Source organism: Ligilactobacillus pabuli (genome assembly GCF_022836475.1).
Taxonomy (GTDB): domain Bacteria; phylum Bacillota; class Bacilli; order Lactobacillales; family Lactobacillaceae; genus Ligilactobacillus; species Ligilactobacillus pabuli.
The window spans coordinates 63,946-83,615 of the sequence record NZ_BQXH01000001.1 but is presented as its reverse complement, the minus strand read 5'-3'; the positions used below and the strand labels follow the sequence as shown (position 1 = coordinate 83,615).

General features: G+C 41.5%; 17 protein-coding genes and 1 other RNA gene. 5 read left to right on the top strand and 13 right to left on the bottom strand.

The window, feature by feature from the left end; translation table 11 throughout:
* Positions 1-26: 26 nt before the first annotated feature.
* The 8 genes from LPAF129_RS00415 to LPAF129_RS00380 all read right to left on the bottom strand — a co-directional run bounded on the left by LPAF129_RS00415 (position 27) and on the right by LPAF129_RS00380 (position 6,260).
* The gene (locus LPAF129_RS00415; RefSeq protein ID WP_244053900.1) at positions 27-932 is read right to left on the bottom strand and encodes an RluA family pseudouridine synthase; all 906 of its coding nucleotides are present in this window, start codon (positions 930-932) and stop codon (positions 27-29) included.
* Positions 929-1,372: a signal peptidase II gene (lspA, locus tag LPAF129_RS00410; protein ID WP_244053898.1), complete on the bottom strand. Its 444-nt coding sequence runs from the start codon at positions 1,370-1,372 to the stop codon at positions 929-931. Before lspA ends, LPAF129_RS00415 begins: the two co-directional genes overlap by 4 nt.
* 82 nt (positions 1,373-1,454) lie before the next feature.
* Positions 1,455-3,116 (bottom strand): formate--tetrahydrofolate ligase, encoded by a 1,662-nt coding sequence (locus tag LPAF129_RS00405; protein WP_244053895.1) that lies wholly within the window; start codon positions 3,114-3,116, stop codon positions 1,455-1,457.
* Between the two features lie 32 nt (positions 3,117-3,148).
* On the bottom strand, positions 3,149-3,535 hold the full coding sequence (locus tag LPAF129_RS00400) for an EbsA family protein (RefSeq protein ID WP_244053894.1): 387 nt from the start codon (positions 3,533-3,535) through the stop codon (positions 3,149-3,151).
* Positions 3,536-3,571: 36 nt separating this feature from the next.
* Positions 3,572-4,714: a THUMP domain-containing class I SAM-dependent RNA methyltransferase gene (locus LPAF129_RS00395; RefSeq protein WP_244053892.1), complete on the bottom strand. Its 1,143-nt coding sequence runs from the start codon at positions 4,712-4,714 to the stop codon at positions 3,572-3,574.
* A gap of 128 nt (positions 4,715-4,842) precedes the next feature.
* Positions 4,843-5,217, bottom strand: an RNA gene (gene rnpB, locus LPAF129_RS00390) — RNase P RNA component class B.
* Positions 5,218-5,229: 12 nt separating this feature from the next.
* Positions 5,230-5,568, bottom strand: coding sequence for a cell division regulator GpsB (gene gpsB, locus LPAF129_RS00385; RefSeq protein WP_244053890.1), 339 nt, complete (start codon positions 5,566-5,568; stop codon positions 5,230-5,232).
* A gap of 137 nt (positions 5,569-5,705) precedes the next feature.
* The gene (locus LPAF129_RS00380) at positions 5,706-6,260 is read right to left on the bottom strand and encodes an SLOG family protein (protein ID WP_244053888.1); all 555 of its coding nucleotides are present in this window, start codon (positions 6,258-6,260) and stop codon (positions 5,706-5,708) included.
* A 188-nt stretch (positions 6,261-6,448) separates the two neighbouring features.
* Between LPAF129_RS00380 and recU the strand changes: the two genes are divergently transcribed.
* A complete protein-coding gene (recU, locus tag LPAF129_RS00375; protein ID WP_244053886.1) occupies positions 6,449-7,081 on the top strand; it encodes a Holliday junction resolvase RecU in 633 nt (210 codons plus the stop codon).
* A 21-nt stretch (positions 7,082-7,102) separates the two neighbouring features.
* Complete coding sequence (locus LPAF129_RS00370) at positions 7,103-9,391, top strand: transglycosylase domain-containing protein (protein WP_244053884.1); 2,289 nt, start codon at positions 7,103-7,105, stop codon at positions 9,389-9,391.
* 51 nt (positions 9,392-9,442) lie between these two features.
* Here LPAF129_RS00370 and LPAF129_RS00365 read toward each other — a convergent pair whose 3' ends face one another.
* From LPAF129_RS00365 to dinG, 5 genes are all read right to left on the bottom strand, one after another.
* Positions 9,443-10,174, bottom strand: a complete 732-nt coding sequence (locus tag LPAF129_RS00365) for a DnaD domain protein (RefSeq protein ID WP_244053882.1) — start codon at positions 10,172-10,174, stop codon at positions 9,443-9,445.
* A 237-nt stretch (positions 10,175-10,411) separates the two neighbouring features.
* Positions 10,412-11,713, bottom strand: a complete 1,302-nt coding sequence (gene asnS, locus LPAF129_RS00360; protein ID WP_244053880.1) for an asparagine--tRNA ligase — start codon at positions 11,711-11,713, stop codon at positions 10,412-10,414.
* 12 nt (positions 11,714-11,725) lie between these two features.
* Positions 11,726-12,910 (bottom strand): pyridoxal phosphate-dependent aminotransferase, encoded by a 1,185-nt coding sequence (locus LPAF129_RS00355; protein ID WP_244053877.1) that lies wholly within the window; start codon positions 12,908-12,910, stop codon positions 11,726-11,728.
* Between the two features lie 21 nt (positions 12,911-12,931).
* Positions 12,932-13,426 (bottom strand): cell wall elongation regulator TseB-like domain-containing protein, encoded by a 495-nt coding sequence (locus LPAF129_RS00350; RefSeq protein ID WP_244053875.1) that lies wholly within the window; start codon positions 13,424-13,426, stop codon positions 12,932-12,934.
* Between the two features lie 85 nt (positions 13,427-13,511).
* Positions 13,512-16,310, bottom strand: a complete 2,799-nt coding sequence (gene dinG / locus LPAF129_RS00345) for a helicase C-terminal domain-containing protein (RefSeq protein WP_244053873.1) — start codon at positions 16,308-16,310, stop codon at positions 13,512-13,514.
* Between the two features lie 324 nt (positions 16,311-16,634).
* Between dinG and mvk the strand changes: the two genes are divergently transcribed.
* Genes mvk through LPAF129_RS00330 form a run of 3 tightly spaced genes read left to right on the top strand, consistent with a single transcriptional unit; the run spans position 16,635 to position 19,669 of the window.
* Positions 16,635-17,609: a mevalonate kinase gene (mvk, locus tag LPAF129_RS00340; RefSeq protein ID WP_244053870.1), complete on the top strand. Its 975-nt coding sequence runs from the start codon at positions 16,635-16,637 to the stop codon at positions 17,607-17,609.
* Positions 17,591-18,559 carry a diphosphomevalonate decarboxylase gene (mvaD, locus tag LPAF129_RS00335; protein ID WP_244053867.1) on the top strand — a complete coding sequence of 323 codons (969 nt, stop codon included), beginning with the start codon at positions 17,591-17,593 and terminating at the stop codon, positions 18,557-18,559. The genes mvk and mvaD overlap by 19 nt, the downstream gene beginning before the upstream one ends.
* Positions 18,560-18,595: 36 nt before the next feature.
* Entirely contained in the window at positions 18,596-19,669 is a 1,074-nt protein-coding gene (locus LPAF129_RS00330; RefSeq protein WP_244053866.1) for a phosphomevalonate kinase, read from the top strand.
* Position 19,670: the final 1 nt, after the last annotated feature.

Here is a 19,670-nt window from a genome sequence, read left to right as displayed (position 1 = left end):
AAAAGGAACTTAACTTTTTATTTAGTTTACAAGTTTGTTGACTCTTTGTCAAGGTCCGCCAGCGTTTTTTCAAAATAATCCGGTAACGGTGCGGTAAAAGTTAACCGTTTGCCGCTAACAGGATGCGTGAAGCCCAACTCAGCAGCGTGTAAAAACTGGCCTGGTCCGACTAAGGTCTTTTTTGGTCCATAAACTGGATCGCCCGCCACTGGGTGCCCTATATATTTTAAATGGACCCGAATTTGATGAGTCCGCCCAGTTTCTAGCTGACATTTGATCAAACTATACTGTTGATAACGTCGTAGAACCGTAAAGTGCGTCACGGCATGTCGTCCGTCAGCGACAACCGCTTGTTTCTTGCGGTCTTTGGGACTCCGGGCTAATGGCGCATCGATCGTCCCATGATCTTCTTGAATCACGCCGTGCACCAGTGCCAAATAGTAACGGCTGGTAGTTTTGTCCTTTAATTGTTGGGCCAAGCTGCGATGAGCCTGATCATTTTTAGCAACCATCAATAAACCTGAAGTGTCGCGGTCGATCCGATGAACGATCCCTGGCCGTAAGGTCCCATTAATTTGAGATAAGGGACAATGGTATAACAAAGCATTCACCAGCGTCTGATCTGGGTGTCCCGGCGCTGGATGAACCACCATTCCAGCCGGTTTATTCACGACTAACACATCATCGTCTTCATAAACGATGTCTAGTGGAATATTTTGCGGCACCAAGTCTAACACCTTCGGAGCCGGCTCTTGCAAACTCACTTGGTCGCCTGCTTTCACCAGGTAACGCGGTTTTTGTTGGGCCTGATTCACCAAAATATCGCCCGCCAGTAACATTTTCTTAATTGACGAACGCGAATATTCCGGAAAAGCTGCTCCCAAGACTTGATCCAACCGGCCAGTTTCTGTGGTGATCAATAACTCTTTCATAGTGAATCATCCTTTAACATTACGACTAATATAATTAACAAACCAACTGTTAACGCACAGTCAGCCACATTGAAGATCGGAAAATTAATAAAATCGAGTTCAAACATGTCGACTACATAGCCGAGGCGTAAGCGGTCGACAAAATTACCTAACGTTCCGCCTAAGATCAACGTTAACCCCAGGGCATAACCCCAATTTTTCCATAACTTAATAAAGTAATAAATGACCACAACAATGGCCACTAAAGAAACTACGGTAAAAAACCACTGTTGGCCTTGTAAAATACTCCAAGCAGCTCCATAGTTGCGAATATGTGCCAGCGATAGCCAGTGATTAACCAAGACCTCACTATGATTTAAGGCAATGTTGCCTTGTACATAAAACTTGAGCGACTGGTCAAGCAACACGACCGCAAAAACTAATAATACGTATAACGGCATACAAATCGGCGCCTTTCATCTCTATTCACTGGGCTGCCAGTCAACCAAAAGCATTCTAGCAGGGCCCTCTAACTAACTTTTTCTAGTATAAACCTGTGATCTGCCCAGCTGCGTTCACATCAATTTGATTAGCAGCTGGTGTTTTGGGTAAACCAGGCATGGTTAAAACATTCCCAGTTAGCGCAACAATAAAACCTGCACCAAGCTTCGGAATTAGTTGACGGACATGGATCTTGAAATCCTGCGGTGCACCTAAACGCTTGGGGTCATCACTAAATGAATATTGTGTCTTAGCCAAACAAACTGGGAGTTGGTCCCAACCACGAGCCTTAAATTCAGTCAATTGGCGTAAAGCCTGCGCTGAATATTCAACCCCATCACCGCCATAAATTTTGGTAACGACCGTCTGAATTTTTTCTGCCAAAGTCTGGTCCGGCTGGTATAACCGCTGGAAATTGCTATTCAACTCACAGCTTTTTGCCACCGTTGCAGCCAGTTGCTCAGCTCCACGGCCGCCTTTGGCCCAAACATCAGTCACTTCTACCGCCACACCTGCTTGTTGACAAAGATCAACTAGTAGATGCAACTCAGCCGAGGTATCGCTCGCAAATTGATTGATTGCGACGACAAGCGGAACTCCATAATTAGCCATGGCTTGTAGATGCCGCGCTAAATTGGCATAACCTCGTTGTAGGGCTGCTAGATTTTCCTGCTCAAGGTCCGTTTTCGCAACGCCGCCATTCATTTTAAGCGCACGGACTGTTGCGACGATCACGATCGTATCCGGAGTTTTCCCTAGGACTGGGACTTTAATATCTAAAAACTTTTCCGCCCCTAGATCTGAACCAAAACCGGCTTCTGTCACGGTATAATCTGCCAACTCAAGACTGGTTTTAGTCGCCAAAACGCTATTGCAACCATGAGCAATGTTCGCAAACGGGCCACCATGGATCAGTGTCGGTGTATGCTCCAGTGTTTGAACCAAATTTGGCTTTAATGCATCTTTTAAAATCGTCGTCAATGCGCCAGCAACACCCAACTGTCCCACGGTGACTGGTTCTCCTGTATAAGTATAGCCAATCAGGATTTGAGCTAGCCGCTGTTTCAAGTCCTGCAAATCAACTGCTAAACATAAAACAGCCATCAACTCAGACGCCACGGTAATCTCAAACCCGTCTTCGCGGACCACACCATTGGTTGCTGCACCGAGCCCCACCACGACCTGCCGCAAAGCCCGGTCATTAATGTCTAACGCTCGTTTCCAAACGATCCGTTTAGGATCAAGTTGTAAGGTATTGCCTTGATAAAGATGGTTGTCGATCAAAGCCGCTAAAGTGTTGGCAGCAGCCGTCAAAGCATGCATATCACCAGTAAAGTGCAGGTTAATTTCTTCCATCGGCACAACTTGCGCATAACCGCCTCCAGTCGCACCACCCTTAGCTCCCATGACAGGGCCCATTGATGGTTCACGTAAAGCGATCATCGTTTTTTTGCCGCTTGCTTTTAGGGCATCACCTAGGCCAATAGTGACTGTCGACTTACCTTCACCCGCCGGTGTGGGGCTGATAGCAGTCACTAAAATTAATTTCCCCAGTAATTTTTTGGGCGACTCAGCCACTGGTAAAGTAATTTTTGCTTTAAATTTACCGTATGGTTCCACCTTTTCTGGCGCGATCCCAGCTTCTTGCGCAATTTCCCCGATCGGCAACAGCTTAGCCTGCTGTGCAATTTCTATATCTTGCATAAGACTCCCCCATTTAACTAACACAGTCTCACTCAGTGTTTCAACTTGTCTCTCAACTGTTGTGCCACTTGTTGAACATCTGCCTTTTTTAGTAGGACGGTGTATTGATGTTTAGTAGTTTTTAAAACTAATTGATGTTGTCTAGTTTCAATGGCCGTCAAGTCATCATAGTGCACACTATCATTATTGATCTTAATGACTTTATTAATTTGCAGTTTTTCCTCTTCAAAAACAAGCGTTCGCATTCGAAGTTGAAGTACGACCACGAGTACAAAAATCACGAAAAGACCGATCGTCCACGGCTGGATCACTGTGATTTCTAGCCAAAAGAGCATGCTAGCCAAAAAAATCATTCCGGTAAACGACCAGCAGATCACACTAGTCGCAAGGTCAGGTTGATAACTATACCGCTGTTTCATTGTATTGATCTCACTCCTTGCTTTGACTAAACTTACTTATTGTTGCGGTGTGCGTTCTTTTTTACCCCAATATTGGAATAAATCAGTTCGTAATGCACCATTATATAACTTCCGTCGCTTAGTAGCTTTTTGTCCGTACTCTTTTTCGAAGTTTAAGTCACTGGACAAGATGTACTTGCTCCAAGTCGTCATTGGCCGATAAACTTCGCCCATCTGGCGGTATAGTTTGGCGGCATTTTCTTGATCGCTCAACCGAACACCATATGGCGGGTTGGCAACGATCACACCGTTTTTAAGCGTCGTCTTGAAATCTTTCGCAGCTAATTGTTTAAATTCAATGTCATGTAAGACACCAGCATTTTTAGCATTCAAGCGGGAAATTTCAATCATCTCACCGTCAATATCATAGCCATAAATTGCTAATTTTTGGTCCTTCTTTTCTGCTTCTTTGGCCTCAGCTCGAAGTCTTTGTGCCAATTCAGCCGGGAACATTGGCCACTGTTCACACGCAAACGTTCGCCATGAGCCAGGTGCCACATTCTTAGCCATTAGGGCCGCTTCAATTGGAATTGTCCCTGAACCGCAAACTGGATCAATAAACGGCATTTCTGGGTACCATTTTGCTAACAAAACTAAGGCTGCAGCCATATTTTCTTTCAAAGGTGCTGCACCTTTTTCTGCCCGATATCCACGTTTAAACAAACTATTGCCCGTTGTATCAAGTAACAACATCACCTGATCTTTATTGACAACAGCTTCAATTTGAAACTTAGCACCACTCTCAGGAAATCTGGTACGCCGGTGATAAGCTTCCGCCATTTGTTTGACGACAGCTTTTTTGACGATGGCCTGAATCGACGGTACGTGATGCAAAGTCGATTTTTGCGATTTAGCATTGACTGGAAATTCAGCATCCATTGGCAAAAATTGATCCCAATTTAGGGCCTTTGTCTGTTCAAACAAGTCATCAAAGGTTTTTGCTTCAAATTCAGCTAAAACAATTTTAACCCGGTCAGCAGTTCTTAGCCATAAATTAGTCCGAAACACATCTTCCAATGTGCCTTTAAAACGCGCCCGACCATTTTCAACTTGTGCCTCATAGCCTAAATGACGCAACTCTTGACCAACTAAAGCTTCGATCCCTGACGCACAGGTTGCAATTAAATTATATTCTCGCACTAGAATCCTCCCAGATTTTTATTCAAATAGAGCAAACAGTTTCAAGTCTTTGACCGAACTGGTGCTCCTAAAATTTACTATTAAAAAAGCCGGGATAATAAAATTACCCCGACACCTGTCATGTAGTCCTCTATAAGCCACGTTCCGTACGTCATTCGAACCAGGATTCGAAATCGGTGGTAATCATCTATCTCCGAATGAATTAACATTCGCCCCCATGATTTGTTCATTTCCGTCATGAAGCGCCCCTACCATAATTTGGGTTACCTACTCGTGGGGTTTACCGCGTTCCATCAAATAGGTTTCCCTATTTGCTTCGTCACTGTGGCACTTTTCAAGACTACTCAGGCATGATCGAAATTTTAGCCCTTTTATCTGCCGTAACCTGTTACACAGGTCCCCTGCCTTATTTTTTCAGCAAGCACGAACACTACAAGCATCTCAGCTTGTGTAAGCTTGGACTTTCCTCAGCCTGCTTAAGCAGACCGCGATTACCAGAAAACTACATTACTTTATTAAAACTGATTACTATGATTATCATCATTAAGTTGGGCTCCAAACACATGGCGCTCTAAATTAGACAAACGTTTTAAAATATCCATATTTGTCGTATTAGAAGCTGGACGTGATGTTTGCCCGGATTTACCAACAGCCACCTGTTTTGTCAGTTCGTCAACCTTGCTGACCAGGCGATCATTTTCAGCCTGAAGGCGTTGATTTTCCTTGGCGTATGTCTCATAATCTTGGATAACACTATCCAAAAATTCATCAACATCAGCCGGATCATAACCACGCATCTTCGGTTTGAAATGTTTATTGACTATATCTTTAGGCGTTAGTTTAACATTTTCCATTGCACTGCACCTCATCCAATAGGAACTTAACTCATAACATAATTATTATAACAGCTTAGTTGAGAATTTCAAGGGGTTTTAGTAAATCTCTTTAATTTTACCCTAAAATGCCTCAAATTAGCTACTAAAAACCATTTTTAGTCTAATAATTGTTCTTCTGCCATTAAATCTGCAGTATCTTGTAAAGTAAACATATCTAAAGTTTCTAATTGATAGTCATTTTTTTCTTGATATTTCATTGCAGCCTGATAATCAAATTTGGATTTTCCCGGATGTTCCGGATCATACACCATGACAGCTGCTTCTGTATGTTGTAACATAAAATTTTGCCAGTTTTTTAATTGCTGTGGCGCACGGTATGGCTGTCGGCTAACTTCACCTAAAAAATCGGCCTGCTCTTTCAAAGTTAGTAATTGTGCCTGTTTTTCCGGGCGCCAATTATTGCCAAAATCAGCAAACGGTAATAACATTGCAACTTTGAGTTCAGGATAGTCCGCTTGCAATTCATGGACCACCTGAACCGTCCACTGTTCAACTCCCAGCTGACCACCAGTTAGCACCCAAGTTAACCCGCGGTCAAGATATTCTTGTAGACTATTTTTGATAGCTTGCTTAATCACAGTTTGTTTTGGATCTTGATCATTAAAGATACTCAACTCGTAAGACCGATAGCCGGTGACCCATAGGCGCAAATTAACTCCTCCATTTCCCCCACAAGGCCAGCGTTAATCTAGCACTGGCCAGTGATTCGCTCTAGTAGATTGACTGCTCAGCTGCAGTTGCTCATTAACACTTAGTATAATCTTACTAAAAAACAATTTCAAACTTTGCTTATAAACCACTGAGTTGCTATAATTAAGCGCATAGGAGTGTGAAATAAATGATCAAAAACTATCCAAATGGCAATTCATTTCGCGATCAGTTCACGGCTCAGCCGAAATCAAACTTTCGCACTGCTCCGACAAATGGCAATGTCATTTATGGCAATCGTGGGATGTCACTCGAACAAGAAATTAATCTGAGTAACAAATATTATCTGGAAACTGGCCAAGCAGTGATTCACAAAAAGCCGATCCCCATTCAAATCGTTAATGTTAATTATCCTAAACGAAGTGCCGCTGTAATTAAGGAAGCCTACTTTAAGCAAGCTTCTACCACAGATTATAACGGTGTTTATCACGGACACTACATTGATTTTGAGGCTAAAGAAACACGAAATCGGTCTTCTTTTCCACTCAGTAACTTTCATGACCATCAAATTAAACATATGAAAGCCTGTGTTCAACAGCAGGGAATTTGCTTTACAATTGTTAAATTTGTTGTCCGTCAAGAAATTTATGTGATGCCTTCGCAGATATTATTTGCTTACTGGGATAATCAAGAGTCCGGACGTAAATCGATTCCATACGAGCAAATCAAGCGAGAAAGTTATTTGATCAACTATCAGATCAGTCCCCGTCTGCCCTACCTTCAGGGCGTCGATCAACTGATCAAAAAAATAAATTTGCCTTAACTAAAGGAGTTTATGTTTATCATGAGTAAACAAGATTCAAACTATTCGCGTGTTCAACAACGCAAGCAACAGCAACAAAATAAACGACCAGCACATCCACGCAAAAAAAGACATCTTTTTGCTAAAATTTTCTGGTCATTATTCTTATTAGCGGTAGTCGCGATCGCAGCGGCAGCCACCCTGTTCTTTTCTTATGCCAGAACCGCTCCGGCATTAAATGAAGAAAACTTAAAAAATCCGGGTGCTACCGTCTTGTACGATTCTGCCAATAAAAAGATCCTCGACTTAGGCTCACAAAATGCAGTTGCGCTTAAGCCAAACGAAGTACCTCAGCAACTGAAAGATGCTGTCACTTCTATTGAAGACCGACGTTTTTATCAGCATCAAGGTGTAGACATTAAACGAACTTTTGGGGCAGCATTTGCTAACCTGACTCATTCTTCTAATGGGCTGCAAGGCGGGAGTACCTTAGACCAACAATTGATCAAATTGGCCTTCTTTTCAACCAAGAAGTCTGACCAAACTTTAAAACGTAAAGCGCAAGAAGCTTGGTTAGCACGGAAACTTGATCAAACTTATTCTAAAAATCAGATCTTAACCTTCTATGTTAACAAGGTTTTCATGGGTTACAGTTCATACGGGATGCAAACAGCCGCTAAATTTTACTATGGTAAGAGTGTCAAAGACCTCGATTTAGCCCAAACGGCTTTAATTGCTGGAATACCTAATGCACCATCGCAATATAATCCTTATTCCAACAGCCAGCTGGCCTTAGCTCGTAGAAATGAAGTTTTAGACGCAATGTATAAGAACAAAAAGATTTCCCAAGCTGATTTGACCGCTGCCAAGGCTGAAAAAATCGATCAAGGTTTGTTACCTGTTCACCAAAACGAACAAAAAAACAACAAAGCTAAAATTTCAGACCCCTACATTAAACAAGTCATCACAGAGGTTAAGAAAAAAGGTTATGATCCCTATGGTTCACAGTTGAAAATCTATACTAATTTAGATATGAATATTCAAAAACGTTTGTATAACATTGCTAATTCTAATGACTATGTTTACTTCCCAGACAATAAATTACAAATTGCTTCAACTATCGTGAACCCTAATAATGGTAAAGTTGTTGCAATGTTGGGTGGAAGAAAAACCGGGAATGTCACCTATGGCTTAAATCGTGCTGTGCAAACTGATCGGACTAACGGTTCAACCGCTAAGCCGCTGATGGATTACGCCCCAGCAATTGAATATTTGAACTGGGCCACATACCATTCACTAAAGGATGATAAATACACCTATCCTGGAACAAACATTCAGTTACGGGACTTTGATAATCAGTACAAGGGTGAAATGACGATGCGCGATGCTTTGGTCCAGTCACGAAACGTTCCTGCAATTAAGACGTTATTATCCGTTGGATTATCTAAATCGCAAAACTTCATTAGTAAGTTAGGTTTTAAATATAAAAAAGAATTAGAAACCCAAAATGGGATCGGCCTCCCATCGTCAACCTTGCAAAATGCCGCAGCTTACGCAGCATTCGCCAATGGTGGGACCTATTACAAACCAGAATATATCAACCGAATCCAAACAGCTGATGGTCAAGTTCATGACTATTCCAGCCAAGGTAAGCATGTTATGGAATCATCCACTGCTTACATGATTACTGACATGTTAAAAGGCGTCATCAATTCGCCAATGGGTTCTGGGACCCGAGCACAGATCCCTGGTTTATACCAGGCCGGAAAAACCGGGACCAACGCTTATCCTGATGATATTGCTGGTAAATTCCCAGCTGATGTTTCGATGGATTCTTGGTTTAATGGTTATACTAAAAACTATTCGATCTCTGTGTGGGTTGGCTATGACCATCCATACCAAGGAACCAACTATCTCGATTCCATGTCCACTCGTCTGGCACAGCTGGCTTACCAATCAATTATGTCTTATATTGCTCAAGGCAAGACTAACAGCGACTGGACGCGGCCAAGTAACGTCTTAACCAAACAAGTCAACGGCGTCCAAGAGCTTTACCTCGCGGGTGCTCCTGATGCAAATATCATCAAAGAAAAAGAAAAGAGCAGTTCAAGTTCTTCTTCAAGTTCTAGCTCTAGTTCTAGCTCTAGTTCTGAAGAAGAGAGCAGTGAAGACGAAAGTAGTGAAGAGCCTAGCTCCAGCAGTGAACCAACTCAATCGTCTGTGCCAGAAACCAGCTCAACTGTTCCATCATCATCAGTCTCTACTCCTGATAGTGAGCCTGAGAATTCTTCCAGCCCTGCTTCTTCGGCTGAAACAACTCAGGGACAATAAGTAAAGTATCAAAAAAAGAAACCCCAAAATTTGGAGTTTCTTTTTTTGTGCTTATTTGTCGTGGTGGTTTGGTTGTTCAGACCACTTATACAACGGAATTTTAATTTTATTAGCATTGCCCTGCTCTTTGGTGCCTTGCTTGTTATCGGCTCCTGCTAAGCCTTGCCTGCGTTTTGTTTGAAATTCTTCCACATCCGCAGCGGTCCGAATATTTTTCTTCTCCCAATTTAATAAGACTCGATCCATATACTTCAAACTATATGCTCGCCCTAACACTGCCTCTCGTAAAGCTGCATTGATCAATTCTGGTGTATATTTATCTTTTTTCAGCCACGAATCAATTGTTTCCATTTCAATCGGTGACAACGGATGACCAAACTCTTCTTCAATTTGATTATAGACCTGAGATTTTTCAAAGGCTGCATTATGAGTTGTTTCCTTTTGCTGTGCCTGCTCTGCAAGTACTACCAATTTACGATATAAGAGTTCAAAGCTGTACTGGTCATGCTGCTTACCATCACTTTCACTCACAGGTTCGATCGTCAGCAGTTTTTTAGCTAACAACTGGTGCACTAGGTCATAAACCTCTGTCGTTTTAACTCCCATTCTTCCTGCAATCAATTCCAAGTCTGGAAAATCGTTACCTGCTTGTAAACTGCTGGAGATTTGAAGAAACAAAATAAATTCATCGTTAGTTAACCCTAATTGCGAGTAGTGCCTTAAAACCATATTGGACACAGTCATCTGTCCTTGCTTAATGAACTCCGTAAAAATTTGTTCCACGCTGATTCCTCCCCAGATTTAGCGAGCCGTACAAAGCAGAACCGCTCGACCATCGAGCCTCCGCCTTTAATGACAAAATCGTCTGATTAAATCGATACCAATGATCCGCGGATCCTGCAAATTTGCTTGAAACTGTTATTTTTTTATTACGCATATTTTAACTTAATTTTCTTAATTCTCCTAATCAAATTCTAAAAAAAGAATGGTTCGCACACAATGCGACCATTCCTATAATTTTTATGGGTAAATCCGGTTTAACATCCGTGGGAATGGAATTGCCTCACGAATATGATCTTCACCGCTGATCCAAGTTACCATTCGTTCTAAGCCTAAACCAAAACCAGAATGAGGAACACTACCGTATCTGCGTAAGTCTAGATACCACTGGTAATCTTTTTCGTTTAAACCGGCCTTTTTAATTTGAGCTTCCAAATAGTCAGGGTCAGTTGCACGTTCTGAACCGCCAATAATTTCGCCATAACCTTCTGGTGCCAATAAATCAGCACAAACCACTAAATCATCTCGAGTTGCATGTGGTTTCATGTAAAATGGCTTAATTGCCTTAGGATAGTTCACTACAAAGACTGGTTGGCTAAAATGATTAGCTAAATAAGTTTCTTCTGGTGAACCAAAATCGGCACCCCATTCAAGGCCATCAAACTCGCCAGAATCTTGCAAAAGCTGAATTGCTTCATCGTAAGAAATTCGTGGGTAAGGCAGCTTAGTATAGCCTTGTAACAATTCCTTATCTCTACCCAATAAAGTTAGCGCATAGTCACAATGATCCAAAACATTTTGAACCAAGAATGCAATATAACGTTCCTGAATTTCTAAGCTTTCTTCCTGGTGCATAAAAGCCATTTCAGGTTCGATCATCCAGAATTCAATCAAATGACGCCGTGTTTTAGACTTTTCAGCTCTAAAAGTTGGGCCAAAAGTATACACTTTGCCAAACGCCATCGCACCGGCTTCAGCATATAGCTGTCCGGATTGAGATAAATAAGCATCCTTGTCAAAATATTCAGTATGGAATAATTCGGTAGTTCCTTCAGGTGCACTTCCGGTTAAAATTGGCGCATCAAATTTAATAAAACCTTCTTGGCTGAAAAATTCAATCGTTGCCCGGGTGATTTCATTTCTGATTTGCATATTTGCAAACTGTTTTTTGGACCGTAGCCATAAATGACGGTGATCCATCAAGAAATCAGTCCCGTGTTCTTTCGGTGTAATAGGATAATCTTCACTGACACCAACGATTTCAATTGCTTCAATTTCAATTTCATAACCAAAATGGGAACGTGAATCTTCATGAATCGTTCCTGTGACATACATACTTGTTTCTTGTTTGACCTCTTTGGCTAATTCAAAAGTTTCAGGTGTTACATTACTTTTAACGACAACTCCCTGAAAATATGCTGAACCATCGCGTAATTGCAAGAAAGCAATTTTCCCGCTCGAACGTTTGTTAGTTAACCAGACGCCGATCTTTACTTTTTGATCAACGTGGTTTTTTGCATCAATAATACTAATAGTTTCCACGAACTTCTCCTCCTACATATGTAATTTCATAAATTGATTCAGACGCGCAACACATTCTGTCAAACTAGTCTCATCTGCAGCGTAAGTTAACCGGACAAATCCAGGTTGACCAAAAGCTTCTCCAGGGACAAGTGCGACATGTGCCTCAGCCAACAGCTGCGCAGCAAACTCAGTTGTTGTTGCGATTCCCGTCATTTTTAAAGCTTCACGTACATCAGGAAAGAAATAAAATGCCCCTTGTGGTTTAACTGGGAAAGAAAAACCAGGGATCGCAGCAATTTGCGGATAAAAATGATTTAACCGCTGTTCATAACTACTGCGCATTTCTTCGATCTGTGCTTGTGGTAGATCAAGGGCTCCTAAAGCGGCGTATTGACTGACCGCCGTCAAATTACTAGTGGTTTGTCCAAGTAAAGCATTCACCTTAGAAATTAACGCTTGCGCTCCAACAACATAGCCGACACGCCAACCAGTCATTGCGTATGACTTAGAAAAGCCGCTGACTAAGATTGTTTGCTTGGCGATTGCTCCTGTTAATTCCAAGGTCGAATGAAACTCAGTTTGATTATAAACTAAATCACGATAGATATCATCAGTTAAAATGATAATGTCATGACTGACTGCCCATTCTCCAATTTCTTGCAGTTCATCTTTAGAATAAACTAAGCCTGATGGATTCTGAGGTGAGTTCAAAATCAATAATTTAGTTTTAGCTGAAACAACTTGATTTAAAGCAGCCACATCAACTTTACCAGACGCATTTTGTGGTTGAACAAAGACTGGACGGCCGCCAGCTAACTTGACTTGTTCCCCATAACTGACCCAAAACGGAACTGGGATCAAAACTTCATCGCCTTGATCAAGCAAAGCTTGGCCCAATAAATATAGCCCAAGCTTAGCCCCAGTAGTTACCGCCACATTAGCAGCTGTAAAAGTTGTCCCATATTGTTGGTTAACTTGCGCGGCAATTCCTTGCTTTAATGCGGGGATCCCGCTAGCTGAAGTATATGAATTAGCTTGATCAGCCTCGATGGCCTTGATTGCAGCCTGCTTGATCAACTCAGGTGTAGCAAAATCCGGCTCTCCTGTTGTTAAGTTGATCACGTCAACTCCTTGAGCACTGAGCTTTTTAGCTTGCTCAGATAAAGCAATTGTTGCTGACGGCTGCAAGTCTAGTACTCGTTGCGCAAATTGCATTTAAATCATTCCCCTATCATATCATAAATTTTGAATTTCTTTGGTGACTGTACCTGTTTTAAATTCTACCAGCGAATAGCATAGATTCCCACTTTGATTCAAATAGGTCACTTCCCAGACCGGCTGTTTGCCCTGTTGGTCCATCCCTAAAGCAACGTGTAAGATTCTTTTCGGCTTTCTTTGTTGCACTATCTGTGCAGAAACTTGTTTAGCAGTTAACCCCTTGTTAGCTGCAAACACATTGATCCGCCGATTATTCGCCGAAACAATGGCATAAATTTTTTCACCAGTACGATTAGTTCCTTCTACCGTGTGATATTCTTTTCCCGCTCGACTGAATTCATAGTAATTGGACTTATGACTGAGATGAGCATATTTTTCTGCCACGGCAACGGCTTTTTGTTCATTTTCTTGACGTGGACCAAAAGCCCCGCGAAAGAAAACGACGAGGGCTAGTACGATGACTAAAACTACAGTCCACCAAATTTTGTACTTGCGGCGATGATTTTTATTCATTTTTATCCTGTCCTTGTTGACTGTTATCCAGCTCATTTAATCCCTAATATTAGCTATTATACCAATCATTGGAAATGGATTAAAGTTAGCGCGGATCGTTTTTAAAAAAAGTTTGTAAATCTGCGGGAATTTCTTGGCTGGAGATCTGTTTAAGGTCTACGCCTTGTGGGAGTGCCTTTTCAAAAACTACCCCGTATTTCTTAGTTAAGATCCGCGAATCTAGTAACACAAACGCGCCTCGGTCCTGTGGAGTGCGAATGAGCCGTCCAAAACCTTGATTCAACTTCAAAACTGCCTCTGGCAAGGCAATTTTAGAAAACGGATTTTCACCAAGCTGTTCAACCCGGTGATAACGTGCCTGATTCACCACCGATGCTACAGGTTGAAATGGTAAACGTGTGATGATCAGCAATTCCAAATCATCCTGGGGTAAGTCGATTCCCTCCCAAAAACTACCAGTCCCTAATAATAAGGCATGGTGGTCATGGTCCATGATAAACCTCTTTTTAACTTTCTCTACTCCGCCAGAAATTCCTTGTGCCAATACATTACGCATATTGGTAATTTTCTTATGCTGTAACAAATGGTAAACATCTTCAATCGTTTGTAACGAATTAAATAAGACTAGGGTCTGACGTGGAACAGCCTCACTAATTTGTGCGATGGTCTCTGCCAAATACTCACAGTAATCCCGGTAATCGACCTGACCTACATCAGGTGCATCTGCAGCCACTAGTGCTTGAACCTGTTTTTCATAATTAAAGGCTGATTGAAAGCCTGAAATTTTGGAATCTGCTGGTAGATCCAGACTATTACGCACATAATCATTAATCGATCCAGCTGACAAACTCGCTCCAATCAATAAGGTGTGTTCAAACGCCGAATAAATTTGTTCTTGCAAGAAACCTTTTGTCTCCATTAAACCGCTATTCAACCGTAAATGAGCACCTGGAACACCTGATTTTGTTAACCAGATCAGCTGATTTTCAAATAAGGCTTCCAGCTGGTCTAAATCAAATAGTTCCCAGTTACGTAACTCTTTCTCCAATGAATCCGTGAGTGTAAAGTAATTATCTAATAATCGTCTTTGCACTGAACTGAGATGCAAATTCTCGGTTTGCATGACATAATTCTGATATAGCCTGCGATTAGCCTGGTTTAATTTGCGGTAAGCTTTGGCAACCGCTGTAAATTCCGCCAAGTGGGCTTTAATAAAGCCGCGCATTTTCATTGGCTCGATCAATTTTTCGTAATATTCATCGGGCTGAATTTTTCTTACGAATCTACCCTCAAATTCACTGGAAAGTTGTGGCGTCGTAAAATCGATCACCCGAGTTAATTTAACTAGTTCCTTGAATTCAGCAGCTGTCAAAACATTGGCGTCCACTAAATCAACAAAAGAATAGCTTTCATGGGATTGCAGTTTGACTAACAATGAATCCGCCAAAATTTTGATCTCATCTAAATCTAAAACACGCCGGTTACTTTTACGCGTCATTTCAGCCAAATGCTGTGCTTCATCTACGATCAATATTCGCTGCGGTCCTGCTAACTCGGCAACATGATGACTAAGATAAGCATGATTAGTTAAAATAAAATCAGCATTTTTTTCTGCAGCTTTTTGCCGTCTTAAAAAATCAACCGCATAAAATGGACTTTCCCGGTCAAGGTTTTCAATTCCGTGATGTCTGATTTCACTAAAAATTGGATCTTGCATTTTAGTGATGTGCAGCTCATCAAAGTCACCGGTTTTAGTTTGCATTAGCCACACTAAGATCCGCATCTGCAGCACATTTGTATGTGAATTTTGCGATTTTTTTAAAGAACGAATAAAACGTTCTAAGTCGATAAAATGCTGCATTCCTTTTAAAGAAACTATTGAATTTCCAAAGGGCAGCACATCTTTAAGCAACGGAAAATCATGATCTCGCAACTGACTTTGTAAGGCCGTGGTTGCCGTGCTCAACACGATTTGTTTGCCCTGTCCCACTTGATATGCAGCAGGAAAAAGGTAACCTAAAGTCTTGCCCATTCCGGTCGGTGCATCAATTGTCCGGACCTGTTCATCACTATTGAAAAATACAGCAATTTCATCCATCATAGAGACTTGTGCTGACCGAACTTCAATCGAATTAGTAAACAGTTTTTCTTTTTCTGCTAAACTAGTTGGGTAATCCAATGGTGCTAACGAATCTTTAGAAAAAACCGGTCGTTGTAAAATAATACCACCGACTGACATTAAATTCGCTGGTAATTTACTATCTAATTTTCTTTTTTTATCATACACTGCCTTAAAACAGTCACCTGTTTCAAACTCCAGTTGTCGACCCATCTGTGTCAGCTTTTCCAACAGCGTGACCGGAAAATCCGCAATTTTATTTTGCAATTTGATCAATAAAACTGCCGTTGTTTGTGCGTCACTAGCTGCATTATGCGGCTGATCGTGCTTTAGATCCAAAAATTGACTAACATCAGAAAGACGATAAGATGGCAAGGTTGGCAACACGATTTGCGCTAACTGAACCGTATCGATTCCTTGAAGATCTAATTCCGGATAACCGACCCGTACTAATTCACTACTTAAAAAATTATAATCAAACGCAATATTATGGGCGACGAAAACAGTATTTTGCAGCAATGAATAAACCGTCCCTGCTATTTCTTCAAAACTAGGGGCTTTTCTAACATCTTTATCTTTAATATTGGTTAACTGCGAAATTTCAGCTGGAATTGGTTGCTTGGGATCAACTAGGGTCGAAAACTCATTGACAATTTGCTGATTTTGCACAAAAGTACAACTAAATTGAATGATTCGATTAGTCCCGTTGATCGCAGTCCCAGTCGTTTCCAGGTCTACTACTGCATATATTTGTTGGCTGCTCATTTTTTCACCGCTTTTAAAAAATTGATCAATTTAAAATTACTCATTACAATCGTTGATATTACCAGTAATACGGGCTTTTGTCCACTTAATTACTATTCTTTCAAGGGTAACAGTCACCCCAAAATTACTATATAACTTAAATTTTTACTAGTTTTTAGGATAAAAATCAGTGAATCGGTGACTTATCATTGTCTGAAACAGTGCTAAAATGTATAATTATGTTGCTAAACAATTAAAGTCTACACTCTTTTTGTAAAGACTAGCTTAATTGTAACCTATTTCAAAAATAACCAAAATCATTTGAGAGGAAGTCTAGAGAAAATTATGGAACGAAGAACAGACGGCAGCGGCCACAGCCATGCAAAAATCATTTTGATTGGTGAACATTCAGTTGTATATGGCCAGCCAGCAATCGCTCTTCCTTTAACAACAATTCAAGCAGAGGCTCGGCTCTCTTTTAGAAAAGATCACCAACAGTTACTTCGTAGTTCATATTTTGATGGACCACTTGAGGATCTACCGTCACAAATGGCTGGGTTAGGTCATTTGATCAAAACTATTCTCCAGCAAGAACACCAAGAACAAGTCGGTTTCACCTTAACCATCGAAAGTCATTTACCGGCTGAACGTGGAATGGGTTCATCAGCCGCCGTCGCCATCGCGATCATCCGCTGTTTATATGACGCATTTCATTTAAATTTGACCCATAGTCAAACGCTGCGGTTAGCGGATATTTCTGAAACTGATACCCATAAGAATCCTTCAGGCTTGGATGCTGCTACTGCTGCCAGTGATAACCCCATTTGGTTGATTCGCGGACATGAACCAAGTCCTTTACCAATTAATATGGACGCTTACTTGTTAATTTGTGATAGTGGGATCAAGGGACAAACCAGCAAAGCTATTCAGCTAGTTAAAAGCCATCTCGCTCAGTCGCCAGTTGCCACACAAAAACACCTGTCTGGTTTAGGCCAACTGACACTGCAAGTTCGTGAACAGTTAGCTCAAAATGACGTAGTCGGATTGGGTCAGTCATTGAATCAAGCACAACAACATTTAAAAGCCATTGGTGTTAGTACACCTGGCCTTGATCATTTAATCCAACTCGCAGTTCAAAATGGTGCTCTAGGTAGTAAATTAACTGGCGGAGGTTGCGGCGGCTGCTTTATTAACTTGGCACCTAATCGTACGGTTGCTGAAAAGCTCGCAACGATCTTACAAGAACACGGGATCACTAATTATTGGATTCAGCCACTATCACCAAACGCAGGAGGAGCAGCATGCAAAATTCGGCAGTAACAGCACGTGCACATACTAATATCGCTTTGATCAAATATTGGGGTAAAAAAGATCAACAGTTAATTTTACCCATGAATGGTTCTTTATCATTAACGTTAGACAAATTTTACACAGACACATCAGTCGAATACTTGCCTAATTTGAACGCAGATGTTTTTTACTTGAACGGCACAGAAGTTGCTGATCCTAAAATTACCCGTTTTATGGATATTGTCCGTCAAAAAACACGGAGTTCAAATTATGCTTTGATCAAGTCAACTAACCATGTTCCGACTGCAGCTGGTTTAGCCTCTTCTGCCTCAGCTTATGCTGCTTTAGCCTTAGCTGCAACTGCGGCTGCAGGACAGAACTTTAGTCTCACAGAGCTTTCTCGCTTAGCCCGCCGCGGTTCTGGCTCAGCAACGCGCTCAATTTTTGGTGGTTTTGCAGAATGGCTCCCAGGAACAGATGATCAAAGTTCATATGCGCAACCATTAGATTTCCAAACTGATTGGGATCTACGAATGATTGCCATCGTAGTTGACGCTTTGCCAAAAAAGGTTTCTTCTCGTCACGGTATGCAAACGGTGGTCGAAACGTCACCCTTTTACCCAGCTTGGATCAAATCAGCAACTCAGGATCTTGCAGCAATCAAGCAGGCGATGCAAAATAATGACTTCCAACGCTTTGGCGAGATTGCTGAAAGTAATGCATTAAGGATGCATGCCTTAAACTTGAGTGCAGTCCCGCACTTTAATTATTTTGAACCGCAAAGCTTAATCGCGATGCAAGCGGTCGAAAACTTACGAGCAGCAGGAATCAGTTGTTATTACACAATGGATGCCGGTCCGAATGTGAAAGTAATTTGTAAAAATAAGGACCTTGATGTTATATTAGATAAGTTGCACCATTACTTTCCTAGTGATCACCTGCTGGTTGCAGCAGCTGGTCCAAACGTTAAATTACTATAAAATTAAGAAATATTTTCCTGAAAGGGTCTGATTTATTTGATTAAGGTCAAAGCCCCCGGCAAACTCTACCTCGCGGGTGAATACGCCGTCGTTGAGACCGGTTACCCCGCCATTCTTGTGGCGTTAAACCAATTTGTCCATGTGTCGGTAGAAGAAAGTCACGACTATGGCTCTATTATTTCACGACAATATAAAGAAGAATCAATTTACTGGAAAAGACAAGGGAATCAAATGATTTTTGATAACCGCGATAATCCTTTCCACTATATTCTTTCCGGCATAAAAATTGCCGAACAGTACGCTCAATCTTTAGGCAAAAAAATGTGTTGCTACCACCTGCGTATTGATAGTGAACTTGATAGTCCAGATGGCAAAAAATATGGGCTAGGCTCTTCTGCTGCAGTCACAGTTGCCACAGTTAAGGCTCTCTGTGTCTTTTATGATTTATCTGTAACAAAAGACCAGCTGTTCAAACTAGCAGCAATCGCCCATTTTGAAGTCCAAGGTAATGGTTCTTTAGGCGACATCGCTGCCAGTGTCTATGGCGGCTATATCGCCTACCATTCCTTTGACCGTGAATGGCTAGAACTGGCTCGACGTGAATATACGCTGAACGAGCTAGTTGAATTAAAATGGCCGCAATTAAAAATTGAAATTTTAGACCCGCCAGCTGATTTAAAACTACTAATTGGTTGGACTGGTTCCCCTGCATCAACCTCGCATTTAGTTGATGTGGTTGGTTTAAAAAAGGCCGAAAAAAAAGCCAAGTATCAACGCTTTTTACAAGAAAACACTGCCTGTTTAGAGAAAATCATTCATGGCTTCCATCGTAAATCATTGGCTCTAATTCAAGAAGGGCTTCAGCAAAACCGCAAGATTTTAAATGATTTAGCCGCTTTTAGCAATTTTGAGCTTGAAACTCCAAAATTACGTCGACTAATTGAGATTGCCGAATCTTTCGGCGGTGTTGCTAAATCCTCTGGTGCTGGCGGCGGTGACTGTGGAATCGCAGTTCTAACCAGCAGCATCGATTCTGACCAGGTTTACACTCAATGGCGTCACGCAGACATTGAACCATTAAATCTGCAAGTCCACAATGTGATCGATTGAT

Coding starts and splice junctions, on each gene's coding strand:
- LPAF129_RS00415 (WP_244053900.1), bottom strand. CDS start 932: ATGAAAGAGTTATTGATCACCACAGAAACTGGCCGGTTGGATCAAGTC.
- lspA (WP_244053898.1), bottom strand. CDS start 1,372: ATGCCGTTATACGTATTATTAGTTTTTGCGGTCGTGTTGCTTGACCAG.
- LPAF129_RS00405 (WP_244053895.1), bottom strand. CDS start 3,116: ATGCAAGATATAGAAATTGCACAGCAGGCTAAGCTGTTGCCGATCGGG.
- LPAF129_RS00400 (WP_244053894.1), bottom strand. CDS start 3,535: ATGAAACAGCGGTATAGTTATCAACCTGACCTTGCGACTAGTGTGATC.
- gpsB (WP_244053890.1), bottom strand. CDS start 5,568: ATGGAAAATGTTAAACTAACGCCTAAAGATATAGTCAATAAACATTTC.
- recU (WP_244053886.1), top strand. CDS start 6,449: ATGATCAAAAACTATCCAAATGGCAATTCATTTCGCGATCAGTTCACG.
- LPAF129_RS00370 (WP_244053884.1), top strand. CDS start 7,103: ATGAGTAAACAAGATTCAAACTATTCGCGTGTTCAACAACGCAAGCAA.
- LPAF129_RS00355 (WP_244053877.1), bottom strand. CDS start 12,910: ATGCAATTTGCGCAACGAGTACTAGACTTGCAGCCGTCAGCAACAATT.
- LPAF129_RS00350 (WP_244053875.1), bottom strand. CDS start 13,426: ATGAATAAAAATCATCGCCGCAAGTACAAAATTTGGTGGACTGTAGTT.
- dinG (WP_244053873.1), bottom strand. CDS start 16,310: ATGAGCAGCCAACAAATATATGCAGTAGTAGACCTGGAAACGACTGGG.
- mvk (WP_244053870.1), top strand. CDS start 16,635: ATGGAACGAAGAACAGACGGCAGCGGCCACAGCCATGCAAAAATCATT.
- mvaD (WP_244053867.1), top strand. CDS start 17,591: ATGCAAAATTCGGCAGTAACAGCACGTGCACATACTAATATCGCTTTG.